We start from the raw sequence: 16,813 nt of genomic DNA, 5'->3' as shown, positions 1-16,813 counted from the left end.
CTCAGGGTCGTACAGCACCCGGTCGCCGGTCTCCACGGTCCGCACGTTCTGCCCCACCGCGACGACCTCGGCCCACGGCGGCGCCGGGGATCTGGGGGCCGATGTCCTGGCGGTGACGCCCGACGGGCGCAGGATCGTCATGCAGTGCAAGCACTACGACGAGTCCCACCGGGTCGGTTCCCAGGATCTCCAGCGTTTCGGCGGCACGTGCTTCGCCGTGCACGAAGCCGATGTCGCCGTACTGGTCAGCACGAGTGACTTCACAGCGCCCGCGATGGAGTACGCCGAGCAGTGCGGCATCCTGTGCGTGGACGGGGAGGCCCTGGAGGCGTGGACGGACGGCACCGGCCCCCGGCCCTGGGAAGTCCCCCTGGGAGGCGGGGCGGCCGGCTGGGAGACAGCCGGTGCCGAGCCTTGAGCAGGACGGGCCGCCCGCTGCATGCCCGCGGGGACCGGCGCGGTTCGCCGTCGCCGTCCCCCCGATCAAGCGCCGTGAGTCCGGCGCTAATCGGGGCGCGGCGGGGTAGTGGATGTCGACCAGCACCCTGTTGCGAAGGAGCCGAGGATGACCGACGACGCCTATTTGTTCCTGCTCGACGACGCCTCCGCGCAGCTCGGCGCCGCGCCGGCCGCCGTCGGTGAACTCGCATGCATGGATACCCCCGCGGTGCGCGCCTGGCTCGATGCCCAGGGAAGCACGCCGACCTCACCGCACCTGCGCCTGCTCCCGCCGGAGGAGACAGCCGCCGTGCCCGAGGGAGCGGAACGACTGCCCGTCCCGCTGAGTGAGGAGGAGCTGGTCCGCCTCCGCCACCACCTGGTTCCGGAGCCGCTGGCCCGGGTGGAGGAGGAACTGCTCGCCTACCGTGACTGCGCCGACGGGCGGGACGGCCTGATCGGACGCGCACTGGCTGCCGGTGTGGCACCCCACCGCATCGTCGAACTGACCGGGGTGGATCCCGCCGCGGTGACCGCCGCCGCAAGCAGTTGACGCCACCGCGGGCACCCCGCGCGCCGCGACCGTTCCAGCAGTCGGCCCCGCCGGGCGAGCACTACCGGGCGGGGCCGATCGGCGTGCCCGCCCACCACCATGGGGCACCACGTGTAGCCACATGGCGCCATCTCACGCTCACATGGGTGCCACCACGCCACCGCGCCGGAGTGGATCCTGGCCTTCGCGCTGGTGGTCCTCATGCCCCTGGCGCTCACCTGGATCGCCGTCGGGATGGGCCTGTCCGGTCCGAACGCCGAGGCGGCCGGCAACAACGCGATGCCGCTGATGATCCTGCCCTTCCTGTCCAGCGCCTTCGTGCCGGTGGACGCGATGCCGGGCTGGTTCCGGCCGATCGTCGAGTACCAGCCGTTCACCCCGGCGATCGAGACCCTGCGCGGTCTGCTGCTCGGCACCGGGATCGGCCACAACGGCTGACTCGCCGTGGTCTGATGCGTGGGGCCGGCCGCGCTCGGCCACCTCTGGTCCAAGTCGCTCTTCGACCGCGACCCGAAGTAGACACGGTCGGCCCCACTGCGAAGGCGGGGCCGGTTCAGCGGCTGCGGGTGAAGACCTTGTTCTCCGTGGACCCGCCGTCGCACAGCTTCTTCTCGTCCGCCGTCATCTTGCGGGACTTGACCACGACCGCGCTGTGCTTGCCGTCGGTGCCGTTCGGGGCCGGGCCGGTGACGGTGTCGGGCACGAACCAGTAGTAGTGGCCCCACTTGGGGTCGTCGTAGTGGGTCTGCCACGTGCCGGATATCCGCCGCATCACCTGGGCGCGGGAGATCCAGCCCACTTCTCCCGGCTTCACGGACACGGTGAAGGAACTGGTCTCCGTGTGCGAGCTCTGCCAGGTGTAGTTGTACGTCGCGGTCACACTGGCGGTGATGATGCCCTCGATGCCGCCGCCCACGGTGACCGAGCCGCCCACCGAATGGGAGGAGCCCACGGTGTCGGCCCATGACATCGACTGGGAGGCGGGTGAATCGGTGCAGTTGAAGAGCAGTTCGGAGACCTGACGCGGCTCACCGAGATAGGCCCTGCCGAGCTCGGGGGAATTGAAACTGCACTTGCCTTCGCCGGAAGCGCAGTCGGCCATGATCTGCTCCGCGGTGGGCTGTTCCTCGGCCGCGGCCGGCACGGCCGTCGCGATCACCCCGAGTGCGGTCGCCGTCAACGCGAGCGTGCGGCTGCCGTACCGCAGGGCGTGGTTCATCGTCATCGTTGGTGCCTCTCACCGTTCCGTGGGGGGAAGGTGACCACAACGGCCCTTGTTCCGGCAGGGGTTGTGGTCACCGCATGATGCAAACGAGGCTCACGTAATCGACAGCCCAACTACACCAAGGGATCGCAAAGTTGTAATTGATTCCGAAACTGATGAACGGCCAACTTCGTGCGCCGGAGATTGATTTTTGGAACGGCTTGCAGGTCAGTACGACAAAGCCGTCGGCACCACGATCGGATCGAGGTGCCGACGGCGTTCGGAAAGCCGGTCAGTTGAGCGGTTCGAGCGTGAGATAGGCCTGACGCGGGTTGCCGTCGTGTACGAGTGATTCGTGATGGCCGACGTCGTCGAAGGCGAAGGCGTACGCCTTCCCGTCCGCCATCTGGGCGTGGATCTTGCGGGCGTAGTGGTTGGTGACGTCGTCCTTGTAGAAGTCGGTTGCACCGGCGTCGGGCTGGTTGGGATTGACCAGCAGTGTGGACCGGTTGAAGCCGGCGCACAGGGTGCGCGAGATCGGTCCGCGCACCTGATCGTTGGGGGCGTCGAGCCTCCCGTGGCAGCCGAAGACGGAGGAGGCGTCCGGCTTCTGGAAGCCGGTGACGACGGCCCCGGCACTGTTGGTGAAGTTCATGACGCCGCCGGAGACCCGGCCGAAGTACTTGGTGCCGGGCTGGTCGGCGAACGGGGTGACCGTCAGGGTCGAGGTCGAGTACTTCCGCCAGACGCGGTTGATGTAGTCGTCCATGACGGTGGCCGGCAGGGCGCCGGTCTCCAGGCCGTACAGCGGTGACAGAGCGCGCAGTACGGTGCCGTCGGATCGGGTCTGGATCAGATTCGCCCAGCCGCCCGGCTGCCCCCTGAGGGCGTTGAAGAACCCGTTGTAGCCGCCGGGCTTGAGCCGGCCGGTGCTCGCCGTGCTGCCGTCGGCCCGCTGCACTCCCACCGCGTAGGGAGCGGAGAACATGTCGACCTGTGTGCTGTTGATCCACAGGCCCGAGTCGTTGAGCGTGTACTCCGACCAGTTGAAGAGGATGTTGCGGTTGGGATCGGTCGGGTTCTGCACGGCGGGCTGGACCAGGCCTCCGGTGGTGAGCTTGAAGACCAGCTTGTGGCCGTAGGAGAAGTACACGCGGCCGGAGAACTTCGGCATGCGGATCGTGGCCGACTGCCCTGCCGCGGGGCCCGGGATCGAGGCGTCGGGAGCGGGAGTCGGCGGGTTGCCGCCCGCCGGCCAGGGATGGAACGTGCCACCCGCGTCGGCCCAGCCCTGCCGTCCGGTCGAGAGTTCCGTGCCGAGGTTGTAGATGTACAGCTGCTCGCCGCGGGCCGAATTGTTGGTGATCTTCAGAGGGATCGTCGCCGGCACGGCGGCATGGGCCGACGCACCCGTTCCGGTCGCCAGCAGGGAGCCGGCGAGGACCGTGGCGAGGGACAGCCCCGCGGCCGTGGCCCGGCGCCTGAGAGTTCGCAACACGCTCTTGCCTCCGTTCGACAGTTGGCCGACATTCTGAGAGCGCTCTCAGAGTTGCGCCCTTGGTCCGTACCTGTCAACACACGGGAACACTCGGTCAGCTCGGGCACCCGTCGCGCGGGGATCCGCGCAGGCAGGAAAGAACGACCACGAAGGGCCAGACCGACTGGAGGGTCGTCACGGCCCGCTCGGCCACGCCCGCCACGCCATGGAGGTGCAGCTCGATCAGGAACCAGGCCGCGCCGACCGCCATGACCCCCGTGGCCCCCAGGGACGGGAACGGGCGCAGGGCCCAGGGCACCGCGGTACCCGCCCTGGCCGCCAGGACGGGCCATGCCGCGAGGACGGCGAAACCCACGGCGGTCACGGAACCGTGGCTCAGCGAGCCGCCGCTGCTCGGGGCCGGGACCACGGCCACGGCCAGTGCCGATACGCCTCCGGCCGCCAGGGCCATCCGCCCCGCGGTCGCGGCCGGGCGCAGGCCCCAGGCGGTCAGCAGGTGGCAGAAGCCCAACGCGATGAATGCCGCCGTCATCACCCAGGACCCCGAGTTTCCGGGGGCCGCCAGGACGCTGATGGTCTGGGCGGCGGGGTCGTAGGGCGAGCCCTGCAAGGATGCCGCCACCAGCCAGCCCATGATCAGGAAGACCGGCGCGCACCCGGATGACACCAGTGCCCACGTAGGAACAGATCGCATCAGGACACCGTAAAGCGGCCCATCCGCGTCTCAGGGGTTCCCTCGAACCACCCGCCCCACGTGGCGTAGCCGCACGGCCCGCTCCTCTCGTTGAGCGCACGATGGAACCGAGCGGCCACGCGTCGAAAGGTGATCAGACATGGAGCTCACTCTCGTGGTGCTGATCATCATCGTAGGGCTGACGTTCGACTTCACCAACGGCTTCCACGACGCCGCCAACGCGATCGCCACCTCCATCTCCACCAGGGCCCTGACGCCGCGCGTGGCACTGGCCATGGCCGCGGTGATGAACTTCTGCGGCGCCTTCCTGGGCACCGGTGTCGCCCAGACCGTCGGCAGCGGCATCATCGGGGCGCCCGAGGCGACCTCCGGGTTGCTGCTCGTCCTGTGCGCGCTCCTCGGCGCCATCGGATGGAACGTCTTCACCTGGTGGCGGGGGCTGCCCACCTCGTCCTCGCACGCCCTGATCGGCGGGCTGGTAGGTGCCGCGCTCGCCGCGTCCGCCACGGTGCAGTGGGCGGGCATCCTGGACAAGGTCATCCTGCCGATGCTGCTGTCCCCGCTGGTCGGCGTGGTGCTCGGCTACCTGCTGCACACGGGCATCCTGTGGGTGTTCCGCCGTTCGACGCCCCGGCGCATCACGCGGCGCTTCCGCCTGGCGCAGACCGTCTCCGCTGCGGCCATGGGACTGGGGCACGGGTTGCAGGACGCGCAGAAGACCATGGGGGTCATCGTGCTGGCGCTGGTCACGGCCGGCTGGCAGGACGACTTCTCGGTGCCGGTGTGGGTGATCGCCGCCGTCGCGCTCGCCATGGCCGCCGGCACGTACACCGGCGGGCGTCGCATCATCACCACCCTGGGGCGGCGCATCGTGCACCTCGACCCGCCCCGCGGCTTCGCCGCCGAGACGGCTGCCGCGGCCGTCCTCTACACGACCGCGTTCCTGGTGAAGGCGCCGATCTCCACCACGCAGACGATCACCGCGGCCATTCTGGGTGCCGGTGCCACCAAGCGCTTCTCCGCCGTACGCTGGCAGGTGGCTCGTTCGATCGGTACCGCCTGGATTTTCACGTTCCCCGGCGCGGGGATCCCGGCAGCGGCGCTCTATCTCCTGCTGCACGCCGTCACCGGTCTGTGATCACAGCGGAGGCGTCCATGACCTCTCTTCCCGGCCGCAGGGCGTCCGTGGAGTCCCCCGCCGGAGCCCCGGACGGCCTTCCGGTGCCCGGGCGTTTCGCCCATCTGCACCCGGACGACGGCGCCTGTCTGATGGAGGCCGCCGCCCTGCTGTCCGCGGGCCGTTTCACCGACAGCCCGGCCGGGACGCATCCGGCCCTCGCGGCCCTGGCCCGGGTGGTCAACGACAGCGTCGGTGACGACGCCCGGCACGCTCTGTGGCCGCTGGCCGCCGACCTCGCCGACGCCCGTCCCGCCGGCCGCGACTACGCGCCGCTGCTCGTCGGCGCGGTCGTGGATGCGGCACGCCTGGTGCGTCCCACGTCACGGCGGCTGGCGCGGCGCGGCCGTGCGTGCCGTCGGAGGGCGGAGAGACTCGCCCACGCGCCCGCGGCTGGTCCATCGGCCAGGATCGCCGATCTGCTGTGGTGGCGCGGACCGGGGCGCCGTCACCTCGAGCAGGCGCTCGGCGTGCTGTGTGTCGCACCGGCCGCCGATCAGCGGCTGTCGGAGCTGTTGCGGGAGGCCGTGGCCCAGGCGCGGGAGCGCACCGGCCACGGGGCTCCGAGCAGGGAGTTTCGCTGCAACCGTTGAGCGGACGGGGTCGTCCTACAGGGCACCATGATCCCTGCCAGCATCACCGGCCCCCTGGCCACATCGGTTCGCCAGCTGCTCACGTTCGCCTGGACACAGACGCGGGCCTGCGCTTTCGCCCTCGCCCTGCTGTCCGGCGTGGCCGTGTCCACGCTGCTGCCCGAACTGCCCGTCGCGCGCTACGACCTGCTGGTCGTCTACGGTGTGCTGCTCACGCTGGTGTTCTGGGCCCGCGGCTGGGAGAACGGGCGGGACGTCGCCGTCACCGCGGTCTGCCATGTCATCGGCCTGGCCTTCGAGCTGGTGAAGGTGTCGCTCGGTTCCTGGAGCTACCCGGAGCCGGCCGTACTGAAGTTCGCAGGCGTCCCGTTGTACGGCGGGTTCCTGTACGCGGCCGTGGGCAGCTACGTCTGCCGGGCCTGGCACCTGTTCGATCTCGGGCTCGTGCGCTATCGGCCGCGCGCGACGGCTTTGGTCGCCGCCGCCATATACGTCAACTTCTTCAGCCACCACTGGCTGCCCGACGCGCGCTGGGTGCTGGCCGGGCTGCTCGGAGCCGTCACGCTGGGGACCTCGGTGCGGTTCACGGTGCGACGGGTGCGCCGGCGGATGCCGCTGGCGCTGGCATTCGTGCTGATCGGGTTCTTCCTGTGGGTGGCGGAGAATCTGGCGACCTTGGTCGGCGCCTGGCGCTACCCGTATCAGGAGCACGGCTGGGAGCCGGTGGGGGTGGAGAAGTTCGGGGCCTGGGCGATGCTGATCAGCGTGACGTTCGTGCTGGCGGCGGTGGGGCGGCGTACGGATTCCGCGGAGGCGCGGGAGGGTGGTGAGAGCCCCCGAGAAGCGTGAAGTCGTCGCCGAGGCCTTCGCCTGAGTATCATCCTATGGACGTAAATCAGGGGATGTGACCTCGCGGGTCGTCACCTACCGTGGCCATCCTCGCCGGAGTGATCCATGTCCCGCATCGGCACGACGGACGACGGCGACGAGCTGCTGACCAGGCTCGGGGCCCTGACGGCTCAGGCGCGTGCGCAGGCCGAGATGCAGCGGTCCCGGGTCGAACTGGCGATCGCGGCGACCGCTACTACGCCCGGCCGGCCCACCGGAACGCTGCGGTGGCCATCATGGCCTCGGAGAGCCTCCCGGCCGGCGCCGACCTGCGGCACACCCGCCGGAACATCCTGCTGCGTGGGGTCGACATCGACTCCTGTGCCGGGGCGACGTTCTCGCTCGACTGCGGCGCCGGGCCGGTGGAGTTCGCCGTGAAGCGTGCCGCCCGGCCCTGCGCCTGGATGGACGTGACCATCGGCCCCGGTGCCCAGCGGGACCTGCATGGCAGGGGCAGTGTCAGGTGCACGCCACTGAGCGACGGGGTGCTCACGCTCGGCCCGGCCACATTCAGGGTCGTGGCCGGGTCCGACGCCGGGTCGTAGCCCCCCGGGGCGGTCAGCCGCCCGACGGTGGCGTACGGATGGCAGCGATGTCGAGCTGCAGGCGCACCTTCTCACTGACCATCGCACCGCCCTCGGCGAGCCTGCTGTTGTACGTCAGGCCCCAGTCCGAGCGGTTGATGGTGGTGGTGCCGTCGAAGCCGACCCGGTCATAGCCGAAGGGGTCGGTGACATTTCCGATGTAGGTCATGTCGAGTACGACAGGGCGGGAGACTCCTTTGATGGTCAGCTCGCCCGACATGCTGAACAGGTCGGCGCCCGTCTGCTGCACCTCCGTGCTGGTGAAGCGCATACGCGGATAGGTGGCGGCGTCGAGGAAGTCACGCCCGACCAAGTGGGCGTCGCGTTGTTCCACTCCGGTGTCGACACTGGCGGTGAACAGAGTGATGTCGGCCCGCGACCGTGCGGGGTCGTGCGCGTCGAAGTAGAGCCGGCTTTCGTACTCCAGGAAACAACCGCGCACGGTGGTCACCATGGCGTGCCGGACGGAGAAGCCGATCCTGCTGTGCGCAGGATCGACGACCCATTCGCCGGACAGATCGGCCAGGTTGGGGTCCGGCAGCTCGGCAGTGGAGGATGCCGGTGCGCCGGTGGGGCGCTGTGGGGGGAGCGGTGCCTGCCGACGGGACGGCACAACGCGGTTGAACAGGTTCATGATTCATCTAGGTACTTGAGTTTGGTTATGGCCGCAAGTCCCCTCCCGATTTGCGGCTGTTGAGAACGAGCCCGTGACCCCTTATGCCGCCGCTTTGCACAAAATCCACACATGGCTGTCGCGGCGCCTCGCCGAAACGACCATCCGGAGCTTCCGGAATTTTCATTTCGGGCATTTCGGTGAATCGGTCTTACGTCGCCTCTATCGCGAGGTCGTTGTCGACGGTGTAGTAGGGGCGGAATGTGGATCCGTCCGCCTCGATCGCCGGGTAGACGTGCACGTGCTTGCGGTCCGCCACGTCGTCGAGCAGCCGGGCGACCCTGATCGGCGGTGCCTCGGCGGCGGGACGGACGAAGACGTCCCAGATCCGGCCCGCTCCCCCGCCGTCCGCCGTCAGGTCCCCGGGGCCGGCCGTGAAGGAGAAGCCCTTGCCGTCGTCGTCGGTCCGGGGGCGGAGGGTGCGCACGGTGTCGGTGCCTCGCAGGCGCAGCCGCACGGTGGCGTCCTCGTCGAGCTCGGCTCCGTGCAGGCGGGCCGTGACCGTCAGGAGCCGGCCCTCGACGCCGATGGCGCGGGCCTCCGCATGGGCGGTGCGCCGCCATGTCCTCAGGGCGAGGAAGCCGTCCTTGGTGGCGTACGGGATCCTGACCGCGACCGGCGAGGGGCACTCGCGCAGGTGGCCGTCGACGAGGTTGCGCAGGTCCCTCAGGCCGGGGCGCAGCCGCCGGCGCTCGGCTCCGGGTTCCGGCAGCAGGTACACGTCCCATCGGCCCTCGTCGAGGACCGGGTGCGGTTCCAGGACGGCGTGCCCGTGACCGTCGGCCCGGTCGGGCTCCAGGTCGAGCACGTGCAGGGTCGTCTCGGGACGGCCCTTCTTGGGACGCAGGCGCAGGAGCACCTGGGGGTGTGGGGTGGTGGCCGGCGGGAGGCGGAAGGTGATCCGGCCGTCCGTGTCGATCGCGCAGTGGGCGCGCGGGTGGGTGGCGCGGATGTCGTTCCGCGCCCTCGTCGCCGTGCCCTCCGGCATGCCGGTCGCCGTGCGCTCGTGCGTGCTGGTCATCTCGTTCTCCGGCGTGCTCATCGACGCCCCTTCCGTATCGATCGCAGAACGCCGGAGGCAGCGGCGTGGGCGGCGTCGCGGGCGGCGTGGCCCCGGCCGGCCAGGGCGCTCCGGGTGCCGTGGCCCTGCGCGGTGGCGCCCCGGCCGGTGTCCCTGGCCGCGGCGGCCGCCTCCAGGAGACGTTCGGCCTGGGCGACCACGGGGCCGGGGGCGAAGCGGCGCGCGTTGTCCAGGGCGGCTCGGCTCATGCGGCGGCGGCGCTCGTCGTCGCCGACGAGTTCCAGCAGGGCGGCGCCGAGCGCGGCACTGTCCCCGACGGGTACGAGCCGGCCGTCGGTCCCGTCCTGGATGATCTCGCCGGGGCCGTAGGGGCAGTCGGTGCTGACGACGGGAAGGCCGCAGCGCATCGCCTCGACGATGGTCATGCCGAACGGTTCGAAGTTGGACGCGGCCGCGCCGATCGAGCCCTTGGCCCATTCGGCCTCCATGGGCGTGGCGGCCCCCATCAGGAACACGTTGTTCCACAGCCCGAGCCGCTCGATGAGCTCCCGCAGCCGGGGCTGCTCCTCGCCCTTGCCGTAGATGCGCAGCTGCCAGTCCGGGTGCGCGGCGGCGACCTGGGCGAACGCCTCGATGAGGAGGTCGTAGCGCTTGACCGGGACCAGGCGGCCCGCGGCGATCACCACCTTGGCGGTGCTGTCGGCGGGCGGCAGGGCGGGGTCGGGAACGCTGTTGGGGAGGGCCTCCACATGGACGCCGGGGAGCCACATCTTGCGCCGGTAGGCGGCGGCGTCCGCTTCCGTCACCGGGGTGATCACATCGAGGCTGCGGTAGGCGCGGCGCAGGGCTGTGCGCAGCCGCGGCGAGTGGTTGTCGAGCGTGAGGTGCTCCTGGCCGACGCGCAGGACGTGCCGCGGGGCCTGGCGGGCGATGTGCACGTTGAGGCCGGGGCGGGTGCCGATGACGACGTCGGTGTCGAGCGCCGCGAGGCACTCTCCGATGCGCTGGTCGGTCAGCTCGCTGTACTGGTGGTGGCGGTACTCGGCGGGCGGGAACACCCTCGCCGGTCTCTGGTGCAGCGGATGATCCGCCTCTTTGCGCAGATCCACCAGGGCTCGCAGCCGCACCCGCGGATCGAGCACGAGGTTGGGGTGCTCGCGGTGCCGTAAGGCGGAGACGACCTCCACGTCGTGCCGCTCGGCGAGGGCTCCGGCCAGGTTGAACGTGGTGGTGATCGTGCCTCCGATCCCGTAGGCGTTGTGAATCAGGAAAGAGATCTTCATGGTGGCCTAGACCGTGTCAACGCCCCGTTCGTTGTTCGCCGTTACCACTCTGTGGCCGGGCCGTACGCCAGGGACGGTTTCGCCGATTCCGGAATGATCTCGGACATAAGTGGCCTGGGCCATATCGGTTTGCCCCCGATGTGTGGATAGCTGGATGTGTTTGCCCGCAGCAGCGTCGCATCACGGGTGCACCCTCGTATCGATCTTCAGGAGACCCATGCGCCCCCGTACAGCCTCCACCCCGCGCATCACCTCCCTCCCGCCCCTCGCCCTGGCCGGCGGTGCCCTGACCGTGGGGGTGGGCGGTCTGTATCTCGCCGGGCTGCTCCTCACGGGCGGCCAGATCGACTCCGGTACGACGGTGCGCGGGGTGGAGATCGGGGGGCTGAGCCGCGCGGAGGCGGTGCGGAAGCTGGAACGGGAGCTGGGCGCGACCGGCGCCCGGGAGCTGCCCGTGAAGGTCGGTGACCGCACCGGCAGCGTCGATCCGGAGCGCGCGGGTCTCTCCTACGACGTCCAGGAGACCGTCGACCGGGCGGCGCGCACCGGCGCCGATCCGCTCAGCGTGTTCGGCGGGCTCTTCCGCTCGGGCGGCGACATCGAACCCGTCGTCGACCTCGACGAGGGCAAGGCCCGGGCGGCCCTCGGGCAGCTGGCGAAAGGGCTCGACCAGAAGGTCAGGGACGGCGCCGTCGCGTTCGACGACGGGCAGGTGAAGACCGTCGCACCGCGGACGGGGTACGCGCTGGACGTGGACACCGCTGTCGGGCCCCTGCGCGACTCCTTCCTGCGCGGCCACACCGCGACCGCCACTCCCCTGCCCACCCGCGAGACCCGGCCGAAGGTCACCGCCGACGAGGTGCGGCAGGCGGTACGCGGCTTCGCGGAGCCGGCCATGTCGGGCCCCGTCACGCTCACCGCTGCGGGCAAGCGGTTCACGGTCGGCCAGGAGGCCCTGGGCGAGCATCTGACCATGAGCCCGGACAGCGGCGGCGCACTGAGACCGGAGCTCGACGCGAAGGGGCTGCGCACCGAAGCCGCAGTGGCGGGCCCGCTGGACGACATCACCACGACCGCCGAGAACGCGAAGCTGCGGCCGGAAGGCGACAAGGCCGTGGTGACCGAGGACGCCACGGTGGGACAGTCGGTCGGTGCCAAGGCGCTCGGCGAGGCGGTGCTGCCGCTGCTCACCAAGTCGGGCGCCGACCGCAGCGGCGAGGTGGAGGTACGCCGGACCCAGCCGGAGGTGACCCGCGAGAACGCCGCGGAGCTGGGGCTGACGGAGAAGATGTCCTCCTTCACCGTCCACTTCGAACCGGCCGAGTACCGCACGAAGAACATCGGCCGGGCCGTGGAGCTCATCAACGGCTCCGTCGTCGAGCCGGGCGAGACCTGGAGCTTCAACCGGACCGTCGGTGAGCGCACCGAGGCCAACGGCTTCATGGACGGCATCATCATCCTCGACGACAAGTTCACGAAGGCGTCCGGCGGCGGGGTCTCGTCCGTGGCGACGACCCTGTACAACGCGTTGTTCTTCGCCGGGGTCAAGCCCGTGGAGCACGGCGCGCACTCGTTCTACATCGAGCGCTACCCGGAGGGCCGCGAGGCGACGGTCGCCTGGGGCAGCCTGGACCTGCGGTTCACCAACGACTCCGGCAAGGCCGTCTACATCCAGGCCGAGTCCACGGACACCTCCGTCACCGTCTCGTTCCTCGGCACTCGCAAGTACGACGAGATCAAGTCGGTCACGGGTCCGCGCACCAACGTGAAGCAGCCGGAGAAGAAGGTGAGCGACGACACGGAGTGCGTGCCGCAGACACCGCTCGAAGGGTTCGACGTCACCGTGGAGCGGGTGTTCTACGACGACGGCCGGGAAGTGAAGCGGGAGCCGTACCGCACGCACTATACGCCGCGTGACGAGATCGTCTGCGAGTGATCCATTCCCCGTTCACCTTCCCCTGCAACTCTCCCTTCCGACCGGAGCGTTGACCCCGCCCCGGAGCGCCAGCACAATGAGCGGCCACTGATTGAGAGCGCTCTCAAGGGAGATCCATGACTGGCAGACAAGGCCCGGCCCCCCTCAGCCGGCGTTCGCTCATCGGTGCCGGGCTCGGCATCAGTGCCGCGGGACTCACCGCCGCAGGCACGGGCCAGGCCCTCGCGGCCGGCTCCGCCGGTGCGCGTCCCTCAGCGGGTCCGGCCCGGGGGCACGCTTTCCTCACCGCCGCCATGGACGCCTACCCCGACCACGGCGACATCCGCCTGACGCAGAGCTACACCGACCAGGCCGGCCTCTTCAGCACCGCTTTCACCTACGACAACGCCCTCGCGATCCTGGCCCATCTCGCGGCCCGGACCCCGGCCGGCCTGACCAGGGCCAAGACTCTGGGCGACGCCCTGCTCCACGCCCAGGACCACGACCCGGCCCACGACGACGGCAGACTCCGGCAGGCCTACAACACCGGCCCGTACACCTTCTACGACGGCTCGCTCCAGCCCGACGGCTTCGTACGGGCGGACGGCACCGCCAACGTCGGGACCCAGTTCGGCTTCACCGGCACGGCCGTGGGCGACATGGCCTGGGCGGGCATCGCGCTGAGCACCCTCGCCCGCCGCACCGGGGCGCGCCGCTTCCTCACCGGTGCCGTCCGGATCGGCGAGTGGATCGAGCGGACCGGCCGGACCGACGAGCCACTGGGCGGCTACAAGTTCGGGGTCGACGGGGCGAACCAGAAGCTGCCGTTCACCTCGACCGAGCACAACACCGATCTGGTCTGCCTCTTCGGGCGGCTCGCCCTGCTCACCGGCGACCGGGTGTGGCGCGAGCGGCAAGCCCGGGCCGAGGCGTTCGTGAAGCGGATGTGGGAGCCGTCCGGAGGGTTCTTCTACACCGGCACGAACGACGGCGTGACGGTCAACAAGTCCCCGATTCCCGAGGACACGCAGACCTGGACGCATCTGGCGTTCGGCTCCCGCAGCCCCGGCTGCTCCCGTTCGCTGGACTGGGCCGTGGCGGAGCTGGCCGTTCTGGATCACTCCGGGCGCACCAACAGCACGGTGCCCGCGGGGCAGTCGTACGAGGGCGTCACGTTCAGCTCGGCGAGCCTGCTCGCGAACGAGGGCGCGCCGATCGCCGACGGCCAGCCCAAGCCCGACCGCAACGGCGTGTGGTTCGAGGGGACGGCACATCTCGCGCTCGCCCTGCGCGACCGTGGGGCCCGTGGTGACGAGGCACGCGCACGGCGGCTGCTCGACTCGATCGAGCAGGCCCAGGATCTGCTGGGCGGCACTCAGACCGTCGGAGGCAAGGCACTGCCCGAGCGCGGTGGGGTGGTGTCCGCGAGCAGTCCGCTGGACACGGGGTTCGGCTTCGGCTACTACCCGTACCGGCACACCGGGGCGACCGCCTGGTACCTGATGGCCGCGGCCCGCTTCAATCCGCTCCGGGTGTGACGGGGCGGCCCGGTCCGCTGCCGCGTGCGGCGGACCGGGCGGCGTCTCAGGCGAGGCGGTTCACGGCCTGGGTCGTCAGTTCGTAGCGGGCGCCGACGACGGCCAGCTTGCCGGTGGCGATCCTGGCGGCGAGTTCGGGTTCCCCGGCCAGCCGGGAGCGTACGAGCCGGACGTTGGCGCTCACGGTCGCGTCGATCCTGGCGTCCCCTTCCTGGCCGTGGTCTATGGCCGGGCCTATCTGGTCGACCAGGTACTGCATGTGGGCGGGCAGGTGGTCCCCCGACTGCTCCGCCGCCACGGCGGCACGCACCGCGCCGCACGACTGGTGACCGAGGACGACGACCAGCGGTATGCCGAGTTCCAGGACGCCGTAGGCGACGCTGCCGAGCACGGCCTCGTCCAGCACCTCACCGGCGGTGCGCACGGTCATCAGGTCCCCCAGTCCCTGGTCGAAGACCAGCTCGGGGGGAACGCGCGAGTCGATGCAGCCGAGCACGACCGCGAAGGGGTGCTGGGAGGTGGCCAGCGTCCGCCGGATGGCGGGGTTCTCGTGCGGGTGGCGTTCCCGGTAGGTGCGCCAGCGGCGGTTGCCAGCGGCCAGCTCCCTCAGGGCCTCGTCCGGGGTGCCGGGTCGCGGCGCTGCGGGGCCGGGAGCGGTGGGGGCGGCGGTGGCCGTACCGGTGGCACCGAGGCCCGCGCCGAGGGCCGCGGCCCCGGTCAGCGCGGTGCGCAGCAGGGTGCGGCGGGCGGTGCCGTCGGTGGTCGGCCGTGCACCGGCGAAGGGGTGCGGTTCGGGACCGGTACCTCTGTGGGAGGTGGCATGTGAGTTCACGGCCAGAACGTATGCCCGATTGCGCGGCCGGCCGGGATCCTTGCCGTTTCATGGTGAGAGTTGGGTAAGTGATGCTCTTACCTTGAAAAGTCTTTGACGGTCCCTCAGGCAACCAGCGGGAACGCCCGGGCCCACCGGCCCGGGCGTCCTGTCATGCGGGGGTGATCAGACCAGGTCGAACCGGTCCAGGTTCATGACCTTGACCCACGCCGCGACGAAGTCGTTGACGAACTTCTCCTTCGCGTCGTCGCTCGCGTAGACCTCGGCGAGGGCGCGCAGCTCGGAGTTCGAGCCGAAGACCAGGTCGGCGCGGGAGCCGGCCCACTTGACCTCACCCGTGGCGGTGTCGCGGCCCTCGAACGTGGTCTGGTCCTCGGACGTCGACTTCCACTCGATGCCCAGGTCGAGCAGGTTGACGAAGAAGTCGTTCGTCAGCGAGCCGGGCGTCTTGGTGAAGGCGCCGAGCTGGGACTGCTGGTGGTTGGCGCCCAGCACGCGCAGGCCACCGACCAGGACGGTCATCTCGGGGGCGCTCAGGGTGAGCAGGTTCGCGCGGTCCAGGAGCAGGAACTCGGCCGGCAGGCGGTTGCCCTTGCCGTGGTAGTTGCGGAACCCGTCGGCGGTCGGCTCGAGCGCCTCGAACGACTCGGCGTCGGTGTGCTCCTCCGTCGCGTCCACGCGGCCCGCGGTGAAGGGGACCTCCACCTGGAAGCCGGCTTCCTTGGCGGCCTTCTCGACGGCGGCGGTGCCGCCGAGGACGATCAGGTCGGCCAGGGAGACCTTCTTGGCGCCGGAGTTGAACTCGTGCTGGATGCCTTCCAGGACCCGCAGGACCTGCGCCAGCTCGTCGGGCTCGTTGACCTCCCAGCCGCGCTGCGGCTCGAGGCGGATACGGGCGCCGTTGGCACCGCCGCGCTTGTCGCTGCCGCGGAAGGTGGACGCCGAGGCCCACGCGGTGGACACCAGCTGCGAGACGGACAGGCCCGACTCGAGGAGCTTGGTCTTGAGGGTCGCGATGTCACCGGCGTCGACGCTCTCGCCCTCGGCCTGGGGCAGCGGGTCCTGCCACACCAGGGTCTCGGCCGGGACCTCCGGGCCGAGGTACAGCGACTTCGGACCCATGTCACGGTGGGTCAGCTTGAACCAGGCGCGGGCGAAGGCGTCCGCGAACTCCTGCGGGTTCTCGTAGAACCGACGGGAGATGGGCTCGTAGATCGGGTCGAAGCGCAGCGCCAGGTCCGTGGTGAGCATCTTCGGACGGTGCTTCTTCGAGGAGTCGTGCGCGTCCGGGACGGTCTCCGGGGCGTCCTTGGCCACCCACTGGTTGGCGCCGGCCGGGCTCTGCTCGAGCTCGTACTCGAACTCGAAGAGGTTCTTGAAGAAGCCGTTGCTCCACTGGGTGGGCGTGCTGGTCCAGGTGACCTCGAGGCCGGAGGTGATGGCGTCGCCGCCCTTGCCCGTGCCGTAGGTACTGCGCCAGCCCAGGCCCTGCTCCTCCATGGAGGCGGCCTCGGGGTCGGCGCCGACGTTGTCGGCCGGGCCCGCGCCGTGGGTCTTGCCGAAGGTGTGGCCGCCGGCGATCAGCGCGACGGTCTCCTCGTCGTTCATCGCCATGCGGCGGAACGTCTCGCGGATGTCGCGGGCCGCGGCGATCGGGTCCGGGTTGCCGTTGGGGCCCTCGGGGTTGACGTAGATGAGGCCCATCTGGACGGCGCCGAGCGGGTTTTCCAGATCGCGCTCGCCCGTGTAGCGCTTGTCGTCGAGCCAGGTGGTCTCGGGGCCCCAGTACACGTCCTCCTCGGGCTCCCAGACGTCCGCGCGGCCGCCGGCGAAGCCGAAGGTCTCGAAGCCCATCTGCTCCAGAGCGACGTTGCCGGTGAGGATCATGAGGTCGGCCCAGGAGATGCTCTGGCCGTACTTCT

At 70.4% G+C, this 16,813-nt stretch carries 15 protein-coding genes and 4 pseudogenes; 10 read left to right on the top strand and 9 right to left on the bottom strand.

Annotated features, from left to right (window positions below):
- A pseudogene (locus ABZ281_RS10930) lies at positions 1 to 75 on the bottom strand (co-chaperone GroES); the annotation flags it as partial.
- A 1-nt stretch (position 76) separates the two neighbouring features.
- On the opposite strand from ABZ281_RS10930, the pseudogene ABZ281_RS10925 reads away from it, so the two are divergent.
- The 3 genes and pseudogenes from ABZ281_RS10925 to ABZ281_RS10915 form a co-directional block, all read left to right on the top strand.
- A pseudogene (locus tag ABZ281_RS10925) lies at positions 77 to 418 on the top strand (restriction endonuclease); the annotation flags it as partial.
- A gap of 147 nt (positions 419 to 565) precedes the next feature.
- On the top strand, positions 566 to 991 hold the full coding sequence (locus tag ABZ281_RS10920) for a DUF6003 family protein (RefSeq protein WP_356654209.1): 426 nt from the start codon (positions 566 to 568) through the stop codon (positions 989 to 991).
- 156 nt (positions 992 to 1,147) lie between these two features.
- Positions 1,148 to 1,510, top strand: a pseudogene (locus ABZ281_RS10915) (ABC transporter permease); the annotation flags it as partial.
- A gap of 34 nt (positions 1,511 to 1,544) precedes the next feature.
- Here ABZ281_RS10915 and ABZ281_RS10910 read toward each other — a convergent pair.
- The 3 genes from ABZ281_RS10910 to ABZ281_RS10900 all read right to left on the bottom strand — a co-directional run bounded on the left by ABZ281_RS10910 (position 1,545) and on the right by ABZ281_RS10900 (position 4,387).
- Positions 1,545 to 2,216: a hypothetical protein gene (locus ABZ281_RS10910; RefSeq protein ID WP_356654207.1), complete on the bottom strand. Its 672-nt coding sequence runs from the start codon at positions 2,214 to 2,216 to the stop codon at positions 1,545 to 1,547.
- A gap of 271 nt (positions 2,217 to 2,487) precedes the next feature.
- On the bottom strand, positions 2,488 to 3,693 hold the full coding sequence (locus tag ABZ281_RS10905) for a glycoside hydrolase family 64 protein (protein ID WP_356654205.1): 1,206 nt from the start codon (positions 3,691 to 3,693) through the stop codon (positions 2,488 to 2,490).
- 94 nt (positions 3,694 to 3,787) lie between these two features.
- Positions 3,788 to 4,387 (bottom strand): DUF998 domain-containing protein, encoded by a 600-nt coding sequence (locus ABZ281_RS10900; RefSeq protein WP_356654203.1) that lies wholly within the window; start codon positions 4,385 to 4,387, stop codon positions 3,788 to 3,790.
- A gap of 139 nt (positions 4,388 to 4,526) precedes the next feature.
- Here ABZ281_RS10900 and ABZ281_RS10895 point away from each other — a divergent pair, with 139 nt between their 5' ends.
- The 5 genes and pseudogenes from ABZ281_RS10895 to ABZ281_RS10875 all read left to right on the top strand — a co-directional run bounded on the left by ABZ281_RS10895 (position 4,527) and on the right by ABZ281_RS10875 (position 7,590).
- Positions 4,527 to 5,525 carry an inorganic phosphate transporter gene (locus tag ABZ281_RS10895; RefSeq protein WP_356654201.1) on the top strand — a complete coding sequence of 333 codons (999 nt, stop codon included), beginning with the start codon at positions 4,527 to 4,529 and terminating at the stop codon, positions 5,523 to 5,525.
- A 17-nt stretch (positions 5,526 to 5,542) separates the two neighbouring features.
- The gene (locus ABZ281_RS10890) at positions 5,543 to 6,157 is read left to right on the top strand and encodes a hypothetical protein (RefSeq protein ID WP_356654199.1); all 615 of its coding nucleotides are present in this window, start codon (positions 5,543 to 5,545) and stop codon (positions 6,155 to 6,157) included.
- Positions 6,158 to 6,184: 27 nt separating this feature from the next.
- A complete protein-coding gene (locus tag ABZ281_RS10885) occupies positions 6,185 to 7,006 on the top strand; it encodes a DUF817 domain-containing protein (RefSeq protein WP_356654197.1) in 822 nt (273 codons plus the stop codon).
- A gap of 105 nt (positions 7,007 to 7,111) precedes the next feature.
- Positions 7,112 to 7,231: pseudogene (locus ABZ281_RS10880) on the top strand (serine/threonine-protein phosphatase); the annotation flags it as partial.
- A 50-nt stretch (positions 7,232 to 7,281) separates the two neighbouring features.
- Positions 7,282 to 7,590, top strand: coding sequence for a molybdenum cofactor biosysynthesis protein (locus tag ABZ281_RS10875; RefSeq protein ID WP_356654211.1), 309 nt, complete (start codon positions 7,282 to 7,284; stop codon positions 7,588 to 7,590).
- A 13-nt stretch (positions 7,591 to 7,603) separates the two neighbouring features.
- On the opposite strand, the gene ABZ281_RS10870 is transcribed toward ABZ281_RS10875, so the two are convergent.
- From ABZ281_RS10870 to ABZ281_RS10860, 3 genes are all read right to left on the bottom strand, one after another.
- Positions 7,604 to 8,263, bottom strand: a complete 660-nt coding sequence (locus ABZ281_RS10870; RefSeq protein ID WP_356654195.1) for a YceI family protein — start codon at positions 8,261 to 8,263, stop codon at positions 7,604 to 7,606.
- Between the two features lie 190 nt (positions 8,264 to 8,453).
- Positions 8,454 to 9,344, bottom strand: coding sequence for a transferase (locus tag ABZ281_RS10865; RefSeq protein WP_356654193.1), 891 nt, complete (start codon positions 9,342 to 9,344; stop codon positions 8,454 to 8,456).
- Positions 9,341 to 10,606, bottom strand: coding sequence for a glycosyltransferase family 4 protein (locus ABZ281_RS10860; RefSeq protein WP_356654191.1), 1,266 nt, complete (start codon positions 10,604 to 10,606; stop codon positions 9,341 to 9,343). Before ABZ281_RS10860 ends, ABZ281_RS10865 begins: the two co-directional genes overlap by 4 nt.
- Before the next feature lie 217 nt (positions 10,607 to 10,823).
- Between ABZ281_RS10860 and ABZ281_RS10855 the strand changes: the two genes are divergently transcribed.
- The gene (locus ABZ281_RS10855; protein WP_356654189.1) at positions 10,824 to 12,542 is read left to right on the top strand and encodes a VanW family protein; all 1,719 of its coding nucleotides are present in this window, start codon (positions 10,824 to 10,826) and stop codon (positions 12,540 to 12,542) included.
- Positions 12,543 to 12,658: 116 nt separating this feature from the next.
- The gene (locus ABZ281_RS10850; protein WP_356654187.1) at positions 12,659 to 14,059 is read left to right on the top strand and encodes a Tat pathway signal sequence domain protein; all 1,401 of its coding nucleotides are present in this window, start codon (positions 12,659 to 12,661) and stop codon (positions 14,057 to 14,059) included.
- Positions 14,060 to 14,105: 46 nt separating this feature from the next.
- On the opposite strand, the gene ABZ281_RS10845 is transcribed toward ABZ281_RS10850, so the two are convergent.
- Together ABZ281_RS10845 and katG are read right to left on the bottom strand one after the other, a co-directional pair.
- The gene (locus ABZ281_RS10845) at positions 14,106 to 14,891 is read right to left on the bottom strand and encodes a carbonic anhydrase (protein ID WP_356654185.1); all 786 of its coding nucleotides are present in this window, start codon (positions 14,889 to 14,891) and stop codon (positions 14,106 to 14,108) included.
- Positions 14,892 to 15,056: 165 nt separating this feature from the next.
- Positions 15,057 to 16,813 (bottom strand): catalase/peroxidase HPI (gene katG / locus ABZ281_RS10840; protein WP_356654183.1); only part of this gene is annotated, 1,757 nt, incomplete at its 5' end.

It is taken from the genome of Streptomyces sp. NPDC006265 (genome assembly GCF_040613555.1).
GTDB lineage: Bacteria > Actinomycetota > Actinomycetes > Streptomycetales > Streptomycetaceae > Streptomyces.
Note: the sequence above shows the minus strand (reverse complement) of the source record. Positions and strands in the feature narration are given on the sequence as shown.

Coding starts and splice junctions, on each gene's coding strand:
- ABZ281_RS10920 (WP_356654209.1), top strand. CDS start 566: ATGACCGACGACGCCTATTTGTTCCTGCTCGACGACGCCTCCGCGCAG.
- ABZ281_RS10910 (WP_356654207.1), bottom strand. CDS start 2,216: ATGACGATGAACCACGCCCTGCGGTACGGCAGCCGCACGCTCGCGTTG.
- ABZ281_RS10900 (WP_356654203.1), bottom strand. CDS start 4,387: ATGCGATCTGTTCCTACGTGGGCACTGGTGTCATCCGGGTGCGCGCCG.
- ABZ281_RS10895 (WP_356654201.1), top strand. CDS start 4,527: ATGGAGCTCACTCTCGTGGTGCTGATCATCATCGTAGGGCTGACGTTC.
- ABZ281_RS10890 (WP_356654199.1), top strand. CDS start 5,543: ATGACCTCTCTTCCCGGCCGCAGGGCGTCCGTGGAGTCCCCCGCCGGA.
- ABZ281_RS10885 (WP_356654197.1), top strand. CDS start 6,185: ATGATCCCTGCCAGCATCACCGGCCCCCTGGCCACATCGGTTCGCCAG.
- ABZ281_RS10875 (WP_356654211.1), top strand. CDS start 7,282: ATGGCCTCGGAGAGCCTCCCGGCCGGCGCCGACCTGCGGCACACCCGC.
- ABZ281_RS10870 (WP_356654195.1), bottom strand. CDS start 8,263: ATGAACCTGTTCAACCGCGTTGTGCCGTCCCGTCGGCAGGCACCGCTC.
- ABZ281_RS10865 (WP_356654193.1), bottom strand. CDS start 9,344: ATGAGCACGCCGGAGAACGAGATGACCAGCACGCACGAGCGCACGGCG.
- ABZ281_RS10860 (WP_356654191.1), bottom strand. CDS start 10,606: ATGAAGATCTCTTTCCTGATTCACAACGCCTACGGGATCGGAGGCACG.
- ABZ281_RS10855 (WP_356654189.1), top strand. CDS start 10,824: ATGCGCCCCCGTACAGCCTCCACCCCGCGCATCACCTCCCTCCCGCCC.
- ABZ281_RS10850 (WP_356654187.1), top strand. CDS start 12,659: ATGACTGGCAGACAAGGCCCGGCCCCCCTCAGCCGGCGTTCGCTCATC.